At 58.4% G+C, this 21276-nt stretch carries 19 protein-coding genes; 10 read left to right on the forward strand and 9 right to left on the reverse strand.

What is annotated here, in order from left to right; genetic code table 11:
• Positions 1-35 precede the first annotated feature (35 nt).
• Positions 36-797, forward strand: a complete 762-nt coding sequence (gene tpiA, locus A8C75_RS14595; RefSeq protein ID WP_067383856.1) for a triose-phosphate isomerase — start codon at positions 36-38, stop codon at positions 795-797.
• 352 nt (positions 798-1149) lie between these two features.
• Positions 1150-2772 carry an NADP-dependent glyceraldehyde-3-phosphate dehydrogenase gene (locus tag A8C75_RS14600; RefSeq protein WP_067387348.1) on the forward strand — a complete coding sequence of 541 codons (1623 nt, stop codon included), beginning with the start codon at positions 1150-1152 and terminating at the stop codon, positions 2770-2772.
• Between the two features lie 170 nt (positions 2773-2942).
• On the opposite strand, the gene A8C75_RS14605 is transcribed toward A8C75_RS14600, so the two are convergent.
• The gene (locus A8C75_RS14605) at positions 2943-3683 is read right to left on the reverse strand and encodes a hypothetical protein (protein WP_067383858.1); all 741 of its coding nucleotides are present in this window, start codon (positions 3681-3683) and stop codon (positions 2943-2945) included.
• A 658-nt stretch (positions 3684-4341) separates the two neighbouring features.
• Here A8C75_RS14605 and A8C75_RS14610 point away from each other — a divergent pair.
• Positions 4342-5595, forward strand: coding sequence for an IS256 family transposase (locus A8C75_RS14610; RefSeq protein WP_067383861.1), 1254 nt, complete (start codon positions 4342-4344; stop codon positions 5593-5595).
• 768 nt (positions 5596-6363) lie between these two features.
• On the opposite strand, the gene A8C75_RS14615 is transcribed toward A8C75_RS14610, so the two are convergent.
• Positions 6364-6645: a hypothetical protein gene (locus A8C75_RS14615; protein ID WP_067383864.1), complete on the reverse strand. Its 282-nt coding sequence runs from the start codon at positions 6643-6645 to the stop codon at positions 6364-6366.
• Positions 6646-6829: 184 nt separating this feature from the next.
• Between A8C75_RS14615 and A8C75_RS14620 the strand changes: the two genes are divergently transcribed.
• Positions 6830-7870 carry an IS5 family transposase gene (locus A8C75_RS14620; RefSeq protein ID WP_067383867.1) on the forward strand — a complete coding sequence of 347 codons (1041 nt, stop codon included), beginning with the start codon at positions 6830-6832 and terminating at the stop codon, positions 7868-7870.
• Between the two features lie 202 nt (positions 7871-8072).
• On the opposite strand, the gene A8C75_RS23140 is transcribed toward A8C75_RS14620, so the two are convergent.
• On the reverse strand, positions 8073-8402 hold the full coding sequence (locus A8C75_RS23140; protein ID WP_084784086.1) for a TspO/MBR family protein: 330 nt from the start codon (positions 8400-8402) through the stop codon (positions 8073-8075).
• An 801-nt stretch (positions 8403-9203) separates the two neighbouring features.
• Here A8C75_RS23140 and gltA point away from each other — a divergent pair.
• Positions 9204-10475: a citrate synthase gene (gene gltA / locus A8C75_RS14630; protein WP_067383870.1), complete on the forward strand. Its 1272-nt coding sequence runs from the start codon at positions 9204-9206 to the stop codon at positions 10473-10475.
• Positions 10476-10498: 23 nt separating this feature from the next.
• Positions 10499-11281, forward strand: a complete 783-nt coding sequence (locus tag A8C75_RS14635; protein WP_227819936.1) for an FMN-binding negative transcriptional regulator — start codon at positions 10499-10501, stop codon at positions 11279-11281.
• 24 nt (positions 11282-11305) lie between these two features.
• On the opposite strand, the gene A8C75_RS14640 is transcribed toward A8C75_RS14635, so the two are convergent.
• From A8C75_RS14640 to A8C75_RS14655, 4 genes are all read right to left on the reverse strand, one after another.
• Positions 11306-11830, reverse strand: coding sequence for a gamma-glutamylcyclotransferase family protein (locus A8C75_RS14640; RefSeq protein ID WP_084784087.1), 525 nt, complete (start codon positions 11828-11830; stop codon positions 11306-11308).
• Positions 11831-12017: 187 nt separating this feature from the next.
• Positions 12018-12299, reverse strand: a complete 282-nt coding sequence (locus A8C75_RS14645; protein WP_227820020.1) for a sll1863 family stress response protein — start codon at positions 12297-12299, stop codon at positions 12018-12020.
• Between the two features lie 310 nt (positions 12300-12609).
• A complete protein-coding gene (locus tag A8C75_RS14650; protein ID WP_227819937.1) occupies positions 12610-13401 on the reverse strand; it encodes an EcsC family protein in 792 nt (263 codons plus the stop codon).
• A gap of 72 nt (positions 13402-13473) precedes the next feature.
• Positions 13474-13935 carry a methyltransferase family protein gene (locus A8C75_RS14655; protein ID WP_067387353.1) on the reverse strand — a complete coding sequence of 154 codons (462 nt, stop codon included), beginning with the start codon at positions 13933-13935 and terminating at the stop codon, positions 13474-13476.
• Positions 13936-14135: 200 nt separating this feature from the next.
• Here A8C75_RS14655 and A8C75_RS14660 point away from each other — a divergent pair, with 200 nt between their 5' ends.
• Positions 14136-14795, forward strand: coding sequence for a YoaK family protein (locus A8C75_RS14660; protein WP_067383884.1), 660 nt, complete (start codon positions 14136-14138; stop codon positions 14793-14795).
• Between the two features lie 10 nt (positions 14796-14805).
• Here the strand turns inward: A8C75_RS14660 and A8C75_RS14665 are convergent, their stop codons facing one another.
• Both A8C75_RS14665 and A8C75_RS14670 read right to left on the reverse strand, forming a co-directional pair.
• On the reverse strand, positions 14806-17925 hold the full coding sequence (locus A8C75_RS14665; protein WP_067383888.1) for an efflux RND transporter permease subunit: 3120 nt from the start codon (positions 17923-17925) through the stop codon (positions 14806-14808).
• A complete protein-coding gene (locus tag A8C75_RS14670) occupies positions 17922-19103 on the reverse strand; it encodes an efflux RND transporter periplasmic adaptor subunit (RefSeq protein WP_067383892.1) in 1182 nt (393 codons plus the stop codon). Before A8C75_RS14670 ends, A8C75_RS14665 begins: the two co-directional genes overlap by 4 nt.
• Positions 19104-19211: 108 nt before the next feature.
• On the opposite strand from A8C75_RS14670, the gene A8C75_RS14675 reads away from it, so the two are divergent.
• The 3 genes from A8C75_RS14675 to A8C75_RS14685 all read left to right on the forward strand — a co-directional run bounded on the left by A8C75_RS14675 (position 19212) and on the right by A8C75_RS14685 (position 21276).
• Positions 19212-19820 carry a TetR/AcrR family transcriptional regulator gene (locus A8C75_RS14675; RefSeq protein ID WP_067383895.1) on the forward strand — a complete coding sequence of 203 codons (609 nt, stop codon included), beginning with the start codon at positions 19212-19214 and terminating at the stop codon, positions 19818-19820.
• A 112-nt stretch (positions 19821-19932) separates the two neighbouring features.
• Positions 19933-20748 carry an MBL fold metallo-hydrolase gene (locus A8C75_RS14680; RefSeq protein ID WP_067383899.1) on the forward strand — a complete coding sequence of 272 codons (816 nt, stop codon included), beginning with the start codon at positions 19933-19935 and terminating at the stop codon, positions 20746-20748.
• Between the two features lie 57 nt (positions 20749-20805).
• Positions 20806-21276: a Crp/Fnr family transcriptional regulator gene (locus A8C75_RS14685; RefSeq protein WP_067383902.1), complete on the forward strand. Its 471-nt coding sequence runs from the start codon at positions 20806-20808 to the stop codon at positions 21274-21276.

Genomic DNA, 21276 nt, shown 5'->3' on the forward strand with positions numbered 1-21276 from the left:
GCCGCCCCTTCTCCGCCAAAGGAAACGAGACGAACATGATGCAATCACTGGTTATCGGCAACTGGAAGATGAACGGCAGCCTGTCGGCCAACGAAGTACTGCTCGATCAGCTGCTGCCGGCACTGATCGATCTCAAGGGCGTTCAGATTGTATTGTGTCCGCCGTTTCCCTATATCTCCCAGGCTGACTCGCGCCTGCTGGGCAGCCAGATTCTGCTGGGGGCCCAAAACCTCAATGCCCAGGAATCTGGCGCCCATACGGGCGAGGTCAGCGCACGCATGCTCAAGGACCTGAACTGCCGCTATGTGCTGATTGGCCATTCGGAACGGCGCAGCCTCTATGGCGAAACCGACACCGACACGGCACAGAAGTTGATCGCCGCCAAGCTTGCCGGCCTTATACCGGTGCTCTGCGTGGGGGAAAGCCTGCAGGAACGCCAGAGCGGCAGCACCGAAACCGTGGTTGCCCGCCAGCTGCAGGCCGTCATAGACAGCCTTGGCATCGAGACCCTCAAAGGTTGCGTCATTGCCTATGAACCGGTCTGGGCCATCGGTACTGGCGAAACGGCAACACCGGAACAGGCTCAGGCGGTACACGGCTTTATCCGCCGCTTGCTTGCCCGCCAGTCTGCGGCCATTGCCGAGCGCTTGCCGCTGCTCTATGGCGGCAGTGTGAAAGCCGACAACGCCGCCGCCCTGCTCGCCCAGGCCGATATCAACGGCGCTCTGGTCGGCGGTGCATCCCTGGATGCCGCCGCCTTTGCAGCCATCTGCCAGGCCGCTGCGCTGCACAACTAAGAGGGCAGCTAAGAGCTAGCGTGATTAAGCAGCTCGACTGCTCTTTCAGGACTCCTGTCTGTCAGAAGAATGCTCAACCTGCACCCGGCACAGGCACAGGCACAAGCCCTGCGCCGGGTCAGCTCCACACCCTTGCGGGCGTAGCTTCCAACTACAAGCGGTCGATTAAAGCGGGCGATGTTTACCCGCCAGCAGCTGCACCTCAAGACCTTCATGCGTTGGTTCTAAAAATAATTATTTACGTAAATATACGTAAATAATATCGACCGCACGGCAAAATACGGTTACATTCCAACCAGCAGACGGCACGCGCCTGCGGTTTAACTCACCTATTTTATGGAGGGCAATGATCATGACCACGGACCTGTCTCAACTCTTTCCCGCCGCAGCGGATATACCTGCAGAGTTTCAAGCCGAAGGCCCGATCACCCAGCGCGAATACCTGGTCAATGGCGAACTTGTCCAGTGGGACGGGGATCTTGCACCGGTCAAGAGCCCGATTTTCCTGCGCCAGCCCGACGGCACCCTGCAGCAGGCGATCCTCGGTAGCACCCCTTTGCTGAATGCTGATGCCGCCCTGCAGGCACTGGACAGCGCCGTTAGCGCTTACGACCTGGGTCAGGGTGCCTGGCCTACCATGACGGTTGCGCAGCGCATCGGACACGTTGAAAATTTCCTAAATAAAATGAAACCACAACGCGACGCCGTCGTGCGTCTGCTGATGTGGGAAATTGGCAAGAACCGGGCCGATTCCGAAAAGGAATTTGACCGTACCTGTGATTACATCGTTGATACCATTAATGCCCTCAAGGCACTGGATCGACGCTCAAGCCGCTTCGAAAACGAACAGGGCACCCTCGGCCAGATTCGCCGGGTGCCGCTGGGCGTGGCGCTGTGTATGGGTCCTTATAACTACCCGCTGAATGAAACCTTCACCACCCTGATTCCGGCCCTGATCATGGGCAACACAGTAGTGTTCAAGCCGGCCAAGTTCGGTGTGCTGCTGATACGCCCGCTGCTCGAAGCCTTCCGCGACAGCTTCCCGCCCGGCGTGATCAACATCATCTACGGCCGTGGCCGTGAAACCGTGGGTGCGCTGATGGAATCCGGCAAGGTGGATGTATTCGCCTTTATCGGTACCAACAAGGGCGCCAGCGATCTGAAAAAGCTGCACCCCAAACCCCACCGCCTGCGTGCAGCCCTGGGGCTGGATGCCAAGAACCCCGGCATAGTGCTGCCCGATGTCGATCTGGATAACGCCGTCAATGAATGCGTGACCGGCTCGCTGTCCTTTAACGGCCAGCGCTGCACCGCCCTGAAAATCCTCTTCGTACACCGCAGCATCGTCGATGACTTCGTCAGCCGCTTCGTCGCCAGGATGGCAACGCTCAAGGCCGGCATGCCCTGGGAGGCTGGCGTGACTCTGACACCGCTGCCTGAACCCGGCAAGACCGAGTTCCTCACCAACCTGCTGGCGGATGCCTGCAGCAAGGGTGCCCAAATCATGAACGAACAGGGTGGAACAACCCTGGAAACCTTCTTCTGCCCGGCACTGCTGTACCCGGTGTCGGCCGAAATGCGCGTCTACAACGAAGAGCAGTTCGGCCCCATAGTGCCGGTCGTGCCCTACGATGACCTGAGCGAAGTAGTCGAGTATGTGCGCAGCTCCAATTTCGGCCAGCAGCTCAGCCTGTTCGGCCGCGATGCCAAACAGATGGCGCGCATGATCGATGCCTGCGTCAATCAGGTGGGGCGCATCAACCTCAACGCCCAGTGCCAGCGCGGGCCCGATTCCTTCCCGTTCAACGGCCGCAAGGACTCGGCCGAAGGCACCCTGTCGGTCTCCGACGCCCTGCGGGTCTTCTCCATCCGCACCCTGGTGGCGGCAAAAGATACTGCGGACAGCAAGGCACTGATCGGCAGCATTATCCGCGACCGCGAATCCAGCTTCCTGTCGACCGACTATATCTTCTGATGGCTTAACCCTTCGGCGTCAGCCTCTGAGCGCCGCGACGGTACAGTCGGAATGATGCAAAAAAGGCCCCGCCCTGGTGTTCAGCTACGGCGGGGCCTTTTGGCATTCGTGATTCGTGATTCGTGATCAGCGTGCAGGGGTAAGGAGAAAGTTGTCTTTTTTGCTGGGCATCAATTCCCCAGGCAACGCTTAATGATCGATTCGGTGTAGGCAATACGACTCAGCAGTGACTGATCCGCCCCTTGCCTGAAGGCCGTCAGCATCTTGAACACAGGCTCCGCCATAGACGTATCGGCGACACCTTTATCGAACAGGCGACCTATGGCCATCACGATACGGTATTTAACATGCAGTCGGGTGACTTGATCGACAACTCGCATCAACAGCTCCAAATCACCGGCCTCTGGCAGCGTGTGGGATGCGGCGGCCAGCGCCAGAATCAGCCCTTCATTCTGCTGCTGAATTAGCAGCTCTCGCGCCACGTCTTTCGTAACCACGATATCCGCCATCTTCAGAGCAGCGGTATCTTTCAGATTCACCCGCTGCGACCAGTCCTTGTGCTCGATCATCAGGTACTCATTCGCCAACCTTAACAGCTCGGCATCAAGCTGCTGACTCTGCGCCTTTGATGCCCTGAAACCAGGCTCTTGCGACACCCCCAGCGCTTGCAGCGTCAGCGATTTCGTCTGTTCCTGATCGACCTCCAGCGATTCAATCCGGGATCTGAACTCCAGACCTTCCTTGCTGATAGAGACATCGGTACCAGGATCTCCGATGCGGGACGACAAAGCATCCAGCAACCGACCCACCGGCTCGCGCAGGTAATAGAGCACAACAAGCACTGCCGCCGGCCACACCAGCGCCGCAGCAAGATGCACACACTGCTCCACAAATCGAATAAAGGCATCCATCGTTGCAAAACCTCCGCCTCGACAGCCGACCCGCCGCATTGAACACACACCCGACACAGTCATCCACTATATCTGCAGCCTAGCAGCCTGTCAGACTTAACACTGATCTACTGCAGCAGAAAAGGATCTATTGGCAGATAGATCCTATGTGCAGAAAGTACGTGCCGGGAACTTGATGCATCGATTAGCAGACAAGCACTAACAGCACCGAGCCGACAGTAGCACTATCGTCCTGATTCGATTCGTTTCAAACTAAAGCTCGGAAAGCCATGCAGAAATACAACCGCACAGCCAACAACGCCCCTGACAAACACCGGGAGTCCGGCGCCCTTATTATCGAAAAAACGATAATCAGGAACCCACTGCCCGGCTCGTACTACGCTGCTATCAGACTACACTGGGCCTTGGCCAACCGATTTTTTAGCAGGATTTCAGATTCCGCAAACGGCGGTCGACATGCCCTTTCGCTCGCAATTGAAGTTCTGGAAAACCGCAGATCGAAGCCGGACGATCGACAATATACTAGCGCTGCAGGACTGTTTGAAAAGCAGTGTTCCTCGAGAGTTATGGTGATTTCTGGTGTACGGGGAGATAGGAGGGATGGCGTATCCTGTTGATTGATCACGACCAAGATCTCAATCAACAGAGGTGATACGCCATGACCGATTTTACCCTGAGGGCTCTTTCACAACCAGAGGCACAGGCAGTAGATCCGCTGACCGAGCTATTGCGTGCAGGGGCACGTGAACTGATCGCACAAGCCGTCGAAGCCGAGCTTCAGGGGCTTCTGAATCAGCACGCCGAATCCCGGCTCCCAGATGGCCGCCAGGCCGTGGTTCGCAATGGCTATTTGCCTGAACGTACCGTCCAGACCGGCCTCGGTGATGTCGAGATCAAGGTGCCCAAGGTGCGGGACCGAAGCGGCTCCGGGATTCGATTCAACAGCGCGCTACTGCCGCCGTACCTGAAGCGGGCCCGGAGTGTCGAGGAGTTGTTGCCCTGGCTGTACTTGAAGGGCATCTCCACCGGAGATTTTCAGGACTCACTGGCCGCGCTGTTGGGTGATCAGGCCAAGGGGCTATCGGCCAATACGATCTCCCGACTCAAGAGCCAATGGCTCGAAGAGCACCAGCAATGGCGGCAACGGGACCTGGCGAGCTCGCGCTATGTGTACTGGTGGGCCGACGGCGTGCACAGCAACGTCCGGATGGATGATCGCCTCTGCCTGCTGGTGATCATTGGCGTCACCGAGCACGGCCGCAAGGAATTGGTTGCGGTAGAAGACGGCTACCGGGAGTCGACGGCAAGCTGGGAGGAGTTACTGCAGGGTCTGCGCGAGCGTGGCTTGGAAACCGCGCCGAAGCTGGCGATTGGCGATGGCGCACTGGGGTTCTGGAAAGCACTGACCAAAACGTATCCTGCCAGCCGGCACCAGCGCTGCTGGGTCCACAAGACGGCGAATGTACTGAACAAGCTGCCCAAATCCATGCAACCCAAAGTGAAAGAAGCGCTTCACGATATCTGGATGGCCGAGACGCGTGACGCGGCCAAGGTGGCATTTGATCGGGCGCTGACCCGGTTCAGTAGCAAGTACCCCAAAGCCATGGATTGCCTGGCCAAGGACCGGGAAGAGCTGCTGGCGTTCTACGACTTCCCGGCGGAGCACTGGGTGCATATCCGGACCACTAACCCGATCGAATCGACTTTCGCCACGGTAAGGTTGCGCACCAAGCGGACGCGTAACTGCGGCTCAAGGGACACGACGCTGGCGATGGTCTACAAGCTGTTGGAGTCGGCACAGAAAAACTGGAAACGGATCAAGGGATTTAATCTGCTGACCCTCGTGGTCAACAACGTGAAGTTCAAGGATGGTGAGCAAGTAAAGGATCAGTCAGACAGGAACGCCGCCTGACGCCGTACACCAGATTTGACAATAACTCGTTCCTCGACGAACACTGGTCGAAACCCTGCTGTTGGCGATCTGGCACCAGCGCGATTTCGATGCCAATAAATTCAAGCAGGGGCCGCGTATCCCGGAGTCATATTTTATATCGCCGAAGTTATCTCCGCCTTCGACTTGGTTGCGCTACGTTCCAGCCCGCGATAACCGGGCAGTGGCGTACTCAAGAACTGCCATGACTCAAGGGGAAGCTAGCTTGAGCCCAGCCCCCTGAGCCATCTCAATACTTTATCTCAGGCCGAGAAACGACAAGATGACTAGGATAATTACGACTGCGCCGACGAGGTAGACGATGCTGTTCATGGAATTTACCTTCTTTTAGGTCAAAAGATTGCAATAAGTGCTAAGAACGAACCATTACGCTCTAGCCCTTACTCTACCCTTCCAATTTCAACCGTACGGTACGCTGGCGCACACAGTACCCGACAATCTGTGGGCCGGGATCGCCCCCCACCACCACAGACCTGACCCTGCCCCCAAACAAGCAGAAAAATTCAACCTACAGAAAAGGAGACTAATAATCACAACCTGTGATTGGCAGAAGGTCACCGTGGCTGGTTGTAATGTACGGCTTTTCGAAGAAAATACCCCACTCCCGCCAATGACGAAAAATATAAAGTTCCACCCATGTCATTGAACTACCCTGCTACCCATCTACTTGATACACACGGGGAACCTACTTGCCCGCCAGATTAATAACAGAACATTTAGGGTATAACATCAAAGAACTGAGGTGCCTGCAATTTCCATTACCGAATTAGCATTAGCGCGCTCAATAATTTTGAGCAAGGCAGATTGAATAACCTCATTTTCTCTGGCGTCAGTTTCACTCACAAACCGTTCCTCTTGAACTTCAGCACCTTCTTCCAAAGTAAATTGAATAACTACCTCGGTAGCACAATCAGAACTCTTTCCAAAGTACTTCAATGTAATTTGAGGATAACCTTTAAAACCTTTATTTACCTGTTTCGCAATTCGTTTTTTAGCTTTATCCACATTCATACAGAATCCTTGAAACCACTTAAACAGTAAAAATATAGCGTATCAAACTCCGGCCAGATGAAGTTGGCGGCTTTCTGGAACAGAAATGTACCACTTTACTTGGGGGCGCCTCGAAAAACCTCGCCGACCAGCTGTACCCTTGGGTAAAATTCACAGCGTCTGATACAGCCACGGACTGACACCGATGAAGAAGCTACGCAGCGCCCTCAAGACCGATTTGTTTGCCGCCGATCAGCACCGGGAGAAGATCGACCGCCTGGGCGATCCGCTGGCGGAGATCAATCTGCACATCGACTTTTCTGCCCTGGCGGCGGCCGTTGATCAAGTTGCGCCGCGTCCGGTCAGCTCGCAGGGTGGCAGGCCTCCCTTCCCGACGGAGACGATGGTGCGAATTCTGGTACTCAAACGGCTATACAACCTGTCCGACGAGCAGATGGAATACCAACTGCTGGACCGCATGAGTTACCAGCGCTTTTGCGGACTCACGCAGATCAGTAATATTCCGGACCGCACCACGATCTGGACATTTGAGAACCGGATCGGTGAAGCCGGCGCCAGAGCCCTGTTTGACGGTGTAGCGGATCAACTGATGCGCCGGGGCTATATTGCGCGCGGCGGTCAAATTATCGATGCGACCCTGGTCCCTGCGCCCAAACAGCGTATTCGCAGTCATGAAAAAGACATCATCGAGCAGCAGGCCACGCCCGCCGACTGGAAGCCGGCCCAGCGCCGTCAGAAGGACCTGGATGCCACCTGGACCAAGAAACATGGCAAGAGCCACTTCGGCTATAAGCTGTCGATCAATGTAGACAAGCGCTATAAGGTGATCCGCGAAATTGAGACCAGCACCGCCTCGGTGCATGACAGCCGTCACTTCGAGCAAGTACTGGATCCCTATAACACCAGCCGGAATGTCTACGCCGATCGCGGCTATGCCAGCCAGGCGCGGGAGGCGGATCTCAGGCAGCGTGGCAATCGCCCTGAAATTCAACGCAAAGGGGCGCGTAACCGTCCACTGTCCGACTGCCAGAAACGGCGCAACCACCGCATCGCCAAGATCCGCGCCCGGGTAGAGCATGTGTTCGGGGCCATCGAGCAGATGGGAGGCATGCTGATACGCACCATCGGTCAGGCACGGGCGAACATAAAAATGACGATGATGGCGACCTGCTACAACCTGAAGCGGTTGGTGTATTTACGCCGAGCCCGAATCGAGGCTTTCTGATGGCCGCCGTGGGTCGAATGGCGCCCAGCAGGCGTGATTCGAACCACGGATAGGCATCAAACTGATGAAATAAACCTTCATTTGCCGGGGAAATTACCCTGTTTTTGTCGTCGCCGTAGAGCTGTTGCTCAATTCAGCGAAAATCATCGGTTAATCGAGGTGCCCTTGGCTGACTGTCGGATTTAACACAGGTCTACTCGGCTCAGGCATCCAGCTTAGTCCTAGCCCCTGCATCCATGCAGTCGTGCGGGTAAGCCCGACAGACGGCTCGAGGCGCGCGGTCTGCCCCCTCAAGGTCGTGCGCCCTGACAGACAGCAAACGCCATACCCACCAGGCGGCGATGGCCATGAGGGCATAAAGAGCCGTCCACACAGGGCCAAATACCCCTGGCGGCGGTGCCCAGTCCGGCTGGGCAAGCTGGCTGTAAAAAGGCTTGGCCTGAATCGAAGCCACGGCTCCAACGGCAGCCGCCGCAAAGCTCACAACCAGCCAGCCGACAAGCCCCAGCATCTGCTTTAACAGTGACCGCATCAGAATCTCCGCTGACGATTTTATTTATTGACGCTCAATATGGAACACCTACTCCGTCGGAGCCTGAAGCATCGTACTCCACAGCCTCACTGCGGACGTCGGAATTCGCTGCGCTCATTACCTACGAGTTGCAGCCTGTAGCCAGACCATATATGAAATGAGCCTGCGAATTCCGGGAAGTGAGCCCCGGTCTAATTTCGAGGATGAGTCTGCGAATTCCGGGACACGGGGCAAAACCTCTGAGTTCGAGCAGACGGTTTATGTACCTGTCCACTTCGACGAGGCCATATTAACCGTTCGCAGCGGGAATATCAGAACGGTTTCGACTCCCCTTATGAGCAGAGAATTGCTCCTGCATTCTCTGGCTACCGACCATCCATGGCCATATGCCGGCGAGCCCTGAGGTCAGTGTGCGATCAGGCCCGCAGGAGCGAGACGGGGCCTGCCGAGATGCAGATTAGGAACAGGGGGTTCCGGCTCTTCACCTTGAAGGCCAGCGTCCGGAGCATCATTCCGGCGCGCAGTGTCGCCGCAGGCCGGCTGATGGGCGGTGCATTCTTCAAGGTAAAGAGCCTTGCCCGCGTCCCCTTGTAAAAAGTCCTTGTCGCGCAACAAGGAAAGCAGGTCACCAAGACGCGAAATACAGACTCGACAAAACCGCAGCCCCTGCGCCGGCACGCCTATTCCAGGCACCTGCGAGAACCCACCAATTCCCGACTAAAATAACCTAAGCAATGGCAGCCACTGCATCCATACGAGCAACCTTACGACCACCCAAACTGACCCTCCGAGGCGCACTCCATGACTGACAGAAAAGCACAGTTGATCGTCGACGGTATCGATACACCGATCGAATTACCGGTGTATTCCGGCACCCTGGGCCCGGACGTCATCGACGTTCGCTCGCTCAGCGGCATGGGAATCTTTACCTATGACCCCGGTTTCGTCTCCACCGCCGCCTGCGAATCCGGCATCACCTACATCGACGGTGACAAAGGCATACTGCTGCACCGGGGCTACCCGATCGAGCAGCTCGCCGAGAAGTCCGACTATCTGGAGGTTTGCTATTTGTTACTCAACGGCGAGCTGCCGAGCCCGCAGCAGAAAGCGGAGTTCGTCAATATCGTCATGAACCACACCATGGTGCACGAACAGATCACCTACTTCTTCCGGGGCTTTCGCCGCGATGCGCACCCGATGGCGATCATGGTCGCCTGTGTCGGCGCCCTCTCAGCCTTCTACCACGACTCACTGGATATCAGCGATCCGCATCACCGTGAAGTCTGCGCCTTTCGCCTGATTGCCAAGATGCCAACCCTGGCGGCCATGTGCTACAAGTACTCGATTGGCCAGCCCTTCATGTATCCGCGCAACAACCTGGCCTATGCCGAGAATTTTCTGCACATGATGTTTGGTACACCCTGTTCGGATTCCAAACCCAACCCGGTGCTGGCCAAGGCGATGGACCGTATCTTCATGCTGCACGCCGACCACGAACAGAACGCCTCGACCTCCACCGTGCGCCTGGCGGGTTCCTCCGGCGCCAACCCCTTTGCCTGCATTGCCTCCGGCATAGCCGCGCTCTGGGGCCCCGCCCACGGCGGCGCCAACGAAGCGGTATTGAGCATGCTGCAGGAGATCGGTGACGAATCCCGTATCCCCGAGTTCATCAAGCGCGCCAAGGACCCGGATGATTCCTTCCGCCTGATGGGCTTCGGTCACCGCGTGTATCACAACTTCGATCCACGGGCCACGGTGATGAAGGCCAGCTGCGATGAGGTGCTGAAGGAACTCGGCAAATCCGATGATCCGCTGCTGAAAATAGCTCGGCAGCTTGAACAGATAGCACTGAAGGACGACTACTTTATCAAGCGCAAACTCTACCCAAACGTCGACTTCTACTCCGGCATCATTCTGAATGCCATCGGCATCCCCACCAATATGTTCACCGTGATTTTCGCCGTCGCCCGCACCATCGGCTGGATTTCACACTGGAGTGAATTTCACAGCAGCCCGAACCGTATCGGCCGGCCACGCCAGCTCTATACCGGCGTCAAGCAGCGGGATTATTAAGCTGGCTGGAAAAACGGCTGCAAGTGCGCGATTATGCGCAGCTTGTGGCCCGGCGGACACAAGGCATTAGCAGCCTGCCGGACTTAACACTGATCTACTGCGGAAAAACCCACAGGCTGCCAGCGGGATTCATCATGCATAACCCCAAGAACTTCCAACAGAATGATCGTGCGCAGCTGGAAGGCCTGATCCGTGAGTATCCCTTCGCAACCTTGATGACCCACTCGGCATCCGGTCTGGAAGCAAACCATCTGCCTGTACTGCTATGCGAGAAGGATGGCAAGGCCGTGCTTCAGGCCCATATCGCCAGGGCAAACCCCCTATGGAAAACGCTCCCAGACAAATCCGACGTGCTGGTCGTGTTCAATGGTCCGAACTGCTATATCTCGCCCAACCACTATCCAACCAAGCAGGAAACGGGCAAAGCCGTACCGACATGGAATTATGTCGTGGTCCATGTCAAAGGCGTGATGTCCTATATCCAGGACAAGGACTGGTTGCTGGCAATGATCAACCGCCTGACAGACCAGCATGAAGCCGGGCAGCAAAGGCCCTGGTCAACCGCAGACGCACCCGAAGAGTTCATTCAAAAAATGTTGCCGGCCATTGTCGGGCTGGAAATAGAAATCAGCGCCATCACCGGCCAGTGGAAACTCAGCCAGAATCAGCCAGAACGCAACAGGCGCGGCGTTGTTGCCGGCTTGTCCGGCGAGAGCGGGGATCAGTACCGCACAATAGCTGAGCTGGTGAAATCCGCTAGCCAGAAACAGGCGATTACTCCGGCAATCACTGCAACTGAGAATTAACCCGGCCGCGCGGCTCAGGCCGGGCTATATCCCCCGGCTAGCAGCGCGCTTTGACGAGCAGTAAATGCCCCGTTCCCTGGCACAGCGTGCTGCATCGGGGTCGGTGACGCACTCGATGGCCTCGATCTGCTGGATATAGGCGTGCGCAAAGCCATGCTCCCGGGCGCCTCTGAGTACATGCTCAAGGTACCAGTCAAAAGGGCGCACTGCCGGATTTATAAGGGTGGCGCAGTAGGTAAAGGCAGCCACACTTGATCCATCATCAAGCCGAACCAGAATATCCCTGGCCTCATAGCCACAGTTCAGACCTTCATAACGGTCGAGGCGGGCTCTGTCCGGTGCCGATATGTCGAACAGCACCCCGAGCACAAAATGCCGGGCAACGCCTGTGTCGAAGGCATCACATTTGGCTGAACCGTCCCGCTGGCTGACTTTATGAAACCTCAGCTGGTGTCCTGCGAGCACGCCATTGGCGACTTTTCGAACCGAGGATATGCGGGCCCGCAGGCGCCGTTCCGACAGGTTGGATCCATAGGCAAAGTAGAACATAGCGCCCCTCATTAACGGCTCGTAACTCAACCATACTGCCGTGACTTCACAACAGTCAGCCCCCGCTGATCCCATCCGGGTATGACAAGCTTTTGCATCGTTCCCGCACTCGGGGTTTCTGATCCCGGTCCCGGCATATAGCTGACCGCCCTGCCAACGATTGCCATTTCAAGAGCAAGGCCTGGCCTTACTTGAAACGGGATCTGGCCGCACGCATGGCATCAGCGAGCGAGTCCCAGGAGCTCTCAGCGCCGGCTTTGAGATCTTCCCAAGCCGTATCGCTGGCCTGCTGGATTTCGGTCAGTTTCTGCTGCGCCCGCTGCTGACGCTCACGCAGTCCCTCAATCTGCTTGAAGTATTCAAGCTGGGCATCAGCCCTGGCCTTGTCCGCCTGCGCCTTGAGCTTTTTAATGTCAGCATCCCATTCATCGAGCTGGGCTTGCATCTTTTTCTCGTAAGCTTCTTTCATATTCACAATCAGTCTCCTTTTCAGGTGATAAGGGTAATTCTGAACGGGGGTAGCAATGGGATAACAGCCTCTGCCGTTTCGCGCATCGCCTGTTTGGCGACCGGCATCCGTAACCGCTTTAACCCCGCCGGGTCGGCCTGAATCCGAACTGGCGAGCTAGAATTCACCGCATAACGATTCAAGGATAGTCGCTATTCATGTCCTTACAGCGCCGTGCCTGCGAGCTTGCGCTGCAGCAAGTTCCCACACCGGCCCCGCAAAACGCGGTCGACGCCACCAGCGGTTATTGGCATATTAATATCCCAGCAGACTACAAATCGTCGTATACCGCCTGTACCCGCTCAGTTGTATAGATACGCTCCAGCCGCCGCACGGTAAAATGCCCGCGGGCAATATCCTGGAAATGGCCGATGAACAGCGTGTTGATCATGGCGCCGCCCGCCGCCCCTATAATGGGAACGGCCTGTGCAGCCGCTTTTTGCGTTACCGGAATGCTGAAGCGCGCGGCAATCTGCGTAATAAGCCGCACCAGCGCCGGTGCGCCGTCCTTGACCGCGCCCCTGGAGGCGACATGGCTCGCAGCCTCAGTAATGGCGGACGCCAGCGCGGCCCGAACACCGAAGTAGCCAGACTCGGCCGCATCATCCTTGTCACTGCTCCCCCCCAACGCAAAAACCTCAAGACAGGCAAGCCGGGCTTCTTCCTGCTTCAGGTCTTCGCCCTCACCCCGTGCGATATCGGCGATCGAACGCAGCATAATGGTAGTGGAAACCGGCAGTTCAATGGCCAGGGCCGCCAGACCCAAAGCGCCCCCCGCGGCACCACTGAGCGCAACTGTTGCCCTGTGGGTCAAATTGGACGCCGGTTGCGGGCTATCTCCCAGGGTAAACAGGGCCGTGCGCAGCGCCGTCTCCAGGGATTTGGTGACCGCCGCCATAATGGTTTTATGAGCCGCCGCTGGCAGCAGCTTTATCGCCCGATCAATAGGCGTGGCCAGCGAGTTAGACAGGCGCGCGGCTATGCCCGGGTTTTCCAGCAAGCGCTTGGCGCTCTTGAGCTCTTCGATGTGCTCTGCAGTCAGCGACATTGATTCAAGTGACATCGATATAAGCACTCCTTTGGCCACTCAGAAGATAATACGGTTTTTGTGCCGGGTTTTCGGGGCCCTGGCGTATCAGATCCAGCGCCGTACCCTGGCCTGGTAACGGGCGAATTCTTCAGGGAGCTGTGCTGCCAGCATCCGCTCTTCAGGCTCAATCTGAAAGCGGTTCAGGTACCATACAAAGCCGACACACAGGCTCAGTGAATAGAGGCTGCCAAGGTAAAAACCGAAACCGATTAACAGACCCAGCATCCCCAGATACATCGGATTACGACTGACCCCATAGATGCCGGAAGTCACCAGCGAGGATGTCTTGTACCGCAACAACGGATCAACCGTAGTCTTGGCCTTTAGAAAAGCCCCTACGCCCAAAAAGCCGCCTAGCATGCTGAGCGCCACAAAAATAACGCCGACAACGCGGGCAATAGTATCGGCCAGGCCATGCTGCGGCAAAATCACCGCCACAAGCCACATCAGCACAGCACAGATAAGCACCACAGCTACGGGCGGTATTTTGAGCTCTAGATTGATCATGTTGTTCCCTTCCATTCAAGGCATCCAGTATTAATGCCACAAAGGGCATTTATCACAATAGCTAAGAGTAGCGGGGCCCCCCGTACCGACTCCGCCCATGCGACACTGTTGCATCCGGGCTGTTAAAATAGTTGCCCTCTTCGGCATACAAGCTGCACCGCAGTTCCGAAAGCTGTTATCGCTCACGCAAGGATGGATCCATGATCTCAAAACTGCCCCGCTGGATTGAATTGGGCGCCTTTATGCTGGCACTGCTCGCGGGCACGGTGAACGCCGTGGGTCTGCTGGGGTTTGCGCACCAGTCCATCTCCCACCTGTCGGGTACCGCCACCCTGCTGGGGGCACAGCTAGCAAGTGCCTCCAGTGCCAGCCTGCATTTGGCGGCGGTACTGCTGAGCTTTCTGCTGGGAGCTGCGCTGTCGGGCTTTCTCATATCCAGCCCATCCCTGAAGCTCGGCCGGCACTATGATTCGCTGCTCCTTATTGAAGGAGCCTGCTTGCTGATCGCAATCTATTTTCTCAACCAGGGTTCGGTGCTGGGCCACTACTTCGCCTCCGCCGCCTGTGGCCTGCAAAATGCCCTGGCGACGACCTACAGCGGCGCCATCATCCGCACCACCCACGTAACCGGAATTTTCACCGATCTGGGCATCATGCTGGGCGCAACACTTCGGGGCGAACGCTTTGACCGGCGCAAGGCGCTGCTGCTGATATTGATCATCACCGGCTTTGTCGCCGGCGGCGTCACGGGTGCATTGCTCTACGCCCAGTTGCAGTTTTATGCCCTGGCCGCACCCGCATTTATCTGCTTCGCACTGGCGCTGCTGTATCACTTCTATGGCATCAGAAAGCCCGCCTGAGCGGTGGCGACTAGTTTAAAGTTTGCAGTGTGCGCCCATCCACCGGGCTCTGCTGCGGCTCACCGCCGGCAACATCAAACGCCTTGTAGCGTCCCATCAGCATGAACGCCGCCGGTACAAAGTAGAACGACAGCAGAGTCGTCAGCACAGTGCCGCCGGCAATGGCAATGGCGAACGGCGGCCAGAAACCACCCCCAGCCAGGATCAGCGGCAAAAAGCCCCCCACCGTGGTGATAGTGGTGGAGCCAATATGGCGGCTGCAGCTTTGCACCGCGTGCACAATTGCGGCGGGGTCTCCCCGCACCGCCAGGGCATCGGCCTTGAGTTCGGCCAGAATAACGATGGCGGCGTTGATCGCCAGCCCCATCAGCCCCAGCAGACCGATAATCACGGTAAAGCCAAAGGGGTATGAGAACAGGTAAACGCTGAGCAAACCGAGCCCCGCTGACTGCAGCGCCGACAGAAAAATAAGCATGCTGATGCGAAACGAATTGAATGACAGCACCACCACCGTGATCAGCAGGGTCAGTATCACGCCCAGGCTCGCCATCAGGTTGCCTACGGCATCGTTGCGCCCAGCCGACTCACCGCCAAACTCCATACGATAGCCCGCAGGCAGATGGAAGCCGGCGTCTTCCAGATTATGTCGGAACTCCGCCAGTGCGACCGAGGCCAGCACACCTGCACGCAGATAGCCCTCCACGACATTAACGCGCTGGCCATCACGCCTTGGAATGGCGCCACGGCTGGGCTCCAGCTCCAGGCTCGCCAGAGCCGACAGCGGTATATTGCCGCCGGCACGGGGTGAGGTGAGGCTCAGGTTGGCCAGATCCTGCAATTCGCGGCGCTCTTCATTGCCCACCCGCACCCGCACCGGCACCGATTCGGTGCTTTCCAGAATGCTGCCACCGGTGACACCGCTGAGCGTACCCTGAAGCGCGCCAGCCATGCCCTGCAGCGTGAAGCCACTGATCTGACCCGCTGCTTCATCGACCCTTACCCGCACCTTGGGTGTCCCCGGCTGCAGGGTCGCGCGACTGTGAATCACGTCTTGGGTTCTGGAAAGCACCTCACGCGCCTGCTGACCAAGAGCCTGCAGCTGGTCAAGATTGGGGCCATAGAGGCGCAGTTCGATGGGGGCGTTGAACGGCGGCCCCTGCTCCAGCGTGCGCACCAGGATCTGCGCTTCGGGCAACAGATCATCGAGCTTGCGCTGCAGTTGCGGAATCAGGCGGTTGGCGATGCGAAAATCGTGGGTACTGACCATCGCCTGGCCAAAGTTCGGCGCCCCCTGCTGCCCCCCAATCATGTTGTAGTAAAAGGCCGGCGCGCTGTTGCCCAGAAACCACTGCACCGAATCGACTCCGGGCGTATTCTGCAGCAGCGCACTGACCTCGGCACTGACACGACGGGTTTCGACGATGCTGGTCTGGGCCGGCAGATACATCTCGATCTGAAACATGTCCCGGTCCGAGGGCGGGAAAAACTGCTCCTTGAGCTGGCCGGCGCTGATAAAGCCGGTCAGCGGAATCAGAAACAGCAGCAAGATCGCCATCCTGGGGAAACGCAGCACGATTTGCAGCGAGCGTCGGAACAGCCGCGCCAGCCCGTCCAGCTGCACGCCCTGCTGATACCAGTGCGTCTGACTGGCATCACCTGCGCGCAGAAAACGCCCGGCCAGCACCGCCACCACGCTGTGGGAAATCAGGTAGGAGCCAATCAGTGCAAAGATCACGCTCAGGGCAATGCCGCCGACGAACTCCCCCGCCGGCCCCGGCATCAGCACTATGGGCATGAAGGCCAGAATGGTGGTGAGAGTCGAGCCCAGCAGCGGCAGCCAGAGGTGGCGCAGGGACCGGATAACCGCCTCAATGGCACTCAGCCCCTGGCGCCGGCGCTGGGCGATGGTATCGGCCATGACGATGGCGTTATCCACCATGATGCCCAGGGCCACCACCAACCCGGTCACCGACATCTGATGAATCGGCAGACCGTAATATTTCATCACTGTCAGGGTAAAAAGCACCGTAAGCGGCAGGGAAAAGGTAACGATCAGTGCCGAACGCCAGCCCAGGGTCACCAGCAGTACCAGCGCAATCAGGCTGAACCCCAGCAGGATATTGTTCACCAGTTCGCCCAGACGACGCTCGGTATAGTGGTTCTGATCAAACAGGATTTCGGCCTCTATATTGCCCGGCAGCTGCTCGGAAAACTGCGCCAGGTCCGCCCGCAGCGCAGCGCTCCAGCGATCGATGCGCAAATCCGGCAACATGCGCACCGCCACCACAACGGCGGCCTCGCCATCAATGATCGCCAGCTCCTGTTCGGGCCATTTCAGGCTGCGGCGTACCTCGGCCAGATCCCCCAGGCGCAAGAGATAGCCATTGGCATCACTGGCCAGAGGAATCTGGCGGATGCGATCGAGTGAGTCCAGCGCGCCTGCGAGCTCCACCTGCAGCTGATTGTGATCATTGTTGAGCTGGCCTGCGGACACCTTGGCGTCGGCGCCCTGGATGCGCTGCGCAATCTGGGCCGGCGTCAGGTGCAGGTTGCTGGCCAGATGCGGATTGATCTGCACCAGAATTTCTTCGTCCTGCTCGCCGAACAGATCCACGAAGTCAGTGCCCGGCAGGGCGCGCATGCGATCGCGCAGCGCCTTGCCGTAGCGCCCGAGGATGGCAAGATCAGCCTCGGTTGTGGCGTGCCACTTGAGGGCGATCAGGCTGGTGAAGGCATAGCCGCGGTCATCGTCCAGTTCCGGCTTGCTGGCGCCAGGCGGCAGCAGGGAGGTCACATCCCCCAGCAGATCCCGCGTGCGCGACCAGATAGGCCGGGGGGCGGTCACGCTGTCTTTGAGTTCAATCTTGACCATCGAAATACCGGGGCGGGAGGTCGAGGTCAGGTGCTTGATCTCGGCCAGGGTGCGCAGTTCGTTTTCGATTTTCTCGCTCACCTGGGCCTCGACCCGCTCGGCACTGGCCCCCGGCAAATGGGTAATAACGATGGCCTGGCGGTTGAGAATGCGCGGGTCTTCGGTGCGCGGCAAGGTGGTGAGTGCGCCTACGCCCGCCACAATCAGCACCGCCACCAGCAGTGTCAGCAGGCGGCCGTTCTGCAGCAGGCGCCTCATGACTCAGGGCCCGCCACAGGTGCCGTTGCCGTGGGAGTGATAGCCGCAAGCTTGACGATCTGGCCCGGTACCAGACGCTGCAGGCCTGCGCTCAGTACCCGCTCGCCATCGGCCAGCGCGCCTGTCACGTAGGCATCGGTGGCGGTGGCATGCAGCACCTGAACATCGCGACTCTGCAGCTCATAGAGCCCGGCCTCCGCCTGGGGCTCCAGACTGTAGATATTCCAGAGCCCGCGCAGGCCGTCGGTCAGTGCGCTCAGTGGCACCCAGTAGCCGGGCTGCTGGAAACTTTGTTCCAGCGCCAGATAGGCCAGTTCGCCGTTCACAGATAAGGCACCGGCCGGCAGTTCCAGCCGCAGCGATACGGTGCGGGTAATGGGGTCCACATCAAAGCCCTTGGTCAGCAGACGTGCACTCAGCTGCCGTGTGCCCAGGCGCACATCCAGCTGCTGCTGCGCGTGCAACTGCTCCAGCATGTCCACCGGCACACCGACGTGCACCTCGGCCGGGCCGCTCTGCAACAGGGTAAACGCAGGACTGCCGGCACCGACCACCTCGCCTTCGTCAGTCAGACGGCGGCTGATCTGGGCGCTGTAGGGTGCCCTCAGGGTGGATTTATCAATGCGCAGCTGACTGGCGGCCAGGGATGCATGCACCCGCGCCCGGGTGGCCTGCAGACCCTTTTGCCGTGCCTGCAGCTCATCCAGGCTTTGCTCGGAGCTAAAGCCGCGCTTGTTGAGGGAGTTCAGTCGTTTGAGGTTGGCCTGCACCAGCGCCAGATCCGCCTGGGTCTGCTGCAGCTGGGCCTGCAGCTCCTGGCGTTCAATGTGCAGTAGTTCTGTGTCCTGCTCCGCCAGCACAGCGCCCTTGAGCACGGTTTCACCTTCATCGGCCAGCAGTTTTGCCACCTTGCCGCTCTGCTCGAAACCGATGCTGGCGCTTTGCCGCGCCTGCACCTTGCCGATAAAGGTGCGCCTGAGCGCGTAACCTGGCTGCTGCTGTAACACCTGACTGCGGGCAACATGATAATTGGCGGGGGCCGCCTGGGTGGCATCGGAATCCGCGCAACCGGCCAGAGTCGCGACCAGCCCCGTGCCCGCCAGGAACAGCAGCCCGCGCAGGGCCTGCGATCGCAGGCGTGCACCCGCCTTTAAAGAGACAACTTGCCGGGTATTCATGTTACATTCGCCCGCTGATGAACTTGAAAGACTGGACTGTCTAGTCTAGTAATGAACGGAAGTCTAGGCTTGTTAAACTAGACTGTCCAGTATGATTTATGGTGCCCGATGAGCAAAGCCAGAACCAAGAGTGAAGAAAAACGTATCCTGATACTCAATGCGGCGATGAAGCTGTTCACCGAGCAGGGATTTTCCACCACCAGTATGGATCAGATCGCCCGCCAGGCCGGCGTGTCGAAACAGACGGTCTACAGCCATTTCGGCAACAAGGAAGACCTTTTTGTCGATGCCGTGGGATGCAAGTGTGTCGCCCACGACCTGACCGCAGCCATGTTCGAACCCGGTGACAATACGCCGGCGCAGCTGCTCAATATCGCCGAAAATTTTTCCAGGTTGCTGCTCTCCCGGGAATCGATCCAGGTATCGCGCACCTGCATCAGCGAGGCGGAAAGTTACCCCGAGCTGTCGCGGCTGTTTTTCGCCGCCGGCCCCGAACGGGTGATCGGCCTGATGAGCCAGCTACTGCAACAATTCGACAGCCGTGGGCAGCTGCGGGTCCCGGAGCCGCGCTTCGCGGCGGTGCAGTTTCTCAATATGGTCCACGGCGAACAGCGCATGCGGCTGGAACTCAATGCCGGCGGTCTGCTCAGCGACGCCGAACACCAGCGTTATGTGCAAGACTGCGTACAGATGTTCCTGCGGGCCTATGCCGCCTGAGTGACCCCGCGCCTTAGCCCCGGCACCACCGCTGCGGTTTGTCCCCCCCGCCACGCCTTTCCTGTGCCAGCGCCTACACTGCATAGCAGACGACAAACAGGCTGAGGCAACCATGGCTGGCGATTTCCAGGTTCGATTCTGGGGCGTGCGCGGCTCCATACCCTGCCCCGGGCAGGATACCCTGCTCTATGGCGGCAACACCTCCTGCGTGGAGGTGCGCGCGGGCGAGCGCCTGCTTATTCTCGATGCCGGCAGCGGCCTGCAGCACCTAGGCCAGCAGCTAAAAGGCAGCATTGATGCCGACCTGTTACTGAGCCACCTGCACTACGACCATATTCTGGGGCTGCCCTTCTTTGCCCCGGCCTACGATGCCGGCAGTCGGTTGCGGATCTGGGCCGGCAATTGCAACGGCGGTATTGAAGCTACATTGCAGCAATATCTGCAGGCACCGTTTTTCCCGGTACCGCTGCACCGGATGGCAGCCCACATCCGCTTTGAGGACTTTAACGTCGGCGATAGCCTTGCAGTGTCCACCTCGGTAAGGGTGCTGACCTGCGGCCTGAACCATCCCGACGGCGCCACCGCCTACCGCATCGAATACGACGGGCGTGCACTCTGTTATGTCACCGATACCGAGCACCCGGCCGAGGGTCAGGACGAGGCTCTTGTGCGCCTTATCCGTGACGCCGATATCGTGATCTACGATGCCACCTACAACAACAGCGATTATCCGGCCCACCGTGGCTGGGGACATTCCACCTGGGAAGCGGGTCTGGCGCTGTGCGAGGCGGCCGGTGTGCGCCGGCTGGTGGTATTCCACCACGCTCCCGAGCGCACCGACGCCGAACTGCAACAACTGGACACCGAACTGCAGAAACGCAGGCCAGGCTCGGTTGTCGCGCGCGAAGGCCTGGTACTGCAGTTGTGAACATAAGCCAAGGGAGACTGCACGACAGGCCCCTGAGGCAGACAAGAGACAAGCGCCATGACTCACACACAGCTATCCCTGTTACAGCAGATGCCGATCTTTGGTGGTATTACCGACGAAATGCTGGAGTTTCTGCTGCAGCGCACCCGTACCGAGCAGTGCGCGGCCGGCGATTTTTTCTTTCGCGAGGGCGACAAGGCCGAAGAACTCTTCGTGCTGGAGCGCGGCAAGGTGGAGATTCTGCGCCACTGGCAGGGCCGTGAATACTGCATCAGCACCATGGGCCCGGGGGACTGCTTTGGCGAAATGGCCCTGATCGACTTTTGCCCGCGCAGCGCCAGCGTACGGGCGCTGGAGGACTGCAGCGCCATCGAACTCTCCGCCACCGACCTGCAGGAGCTCTATGGCAAGGACCCGGCCCAGTTCACCATGATTTACATGAACCTGGGCCGTGAACTGAGCCGGCGCCTGCGCGACGTAAACGACCTGCTGTTCAAGGCCGGGCTGCAGAGCCAGAAAGCGCAGTAA

The organism is Marinobacterium aestuarii (assembly GCF_001651805.1).
Taxonomy (GTDB): Bacteria; Pseudomonadota; Gammaproteobacteria; order Pseudomonadales; family Balneatricaceae; genus Marinobacterium_A; species Marinobacterium_A aestuarii.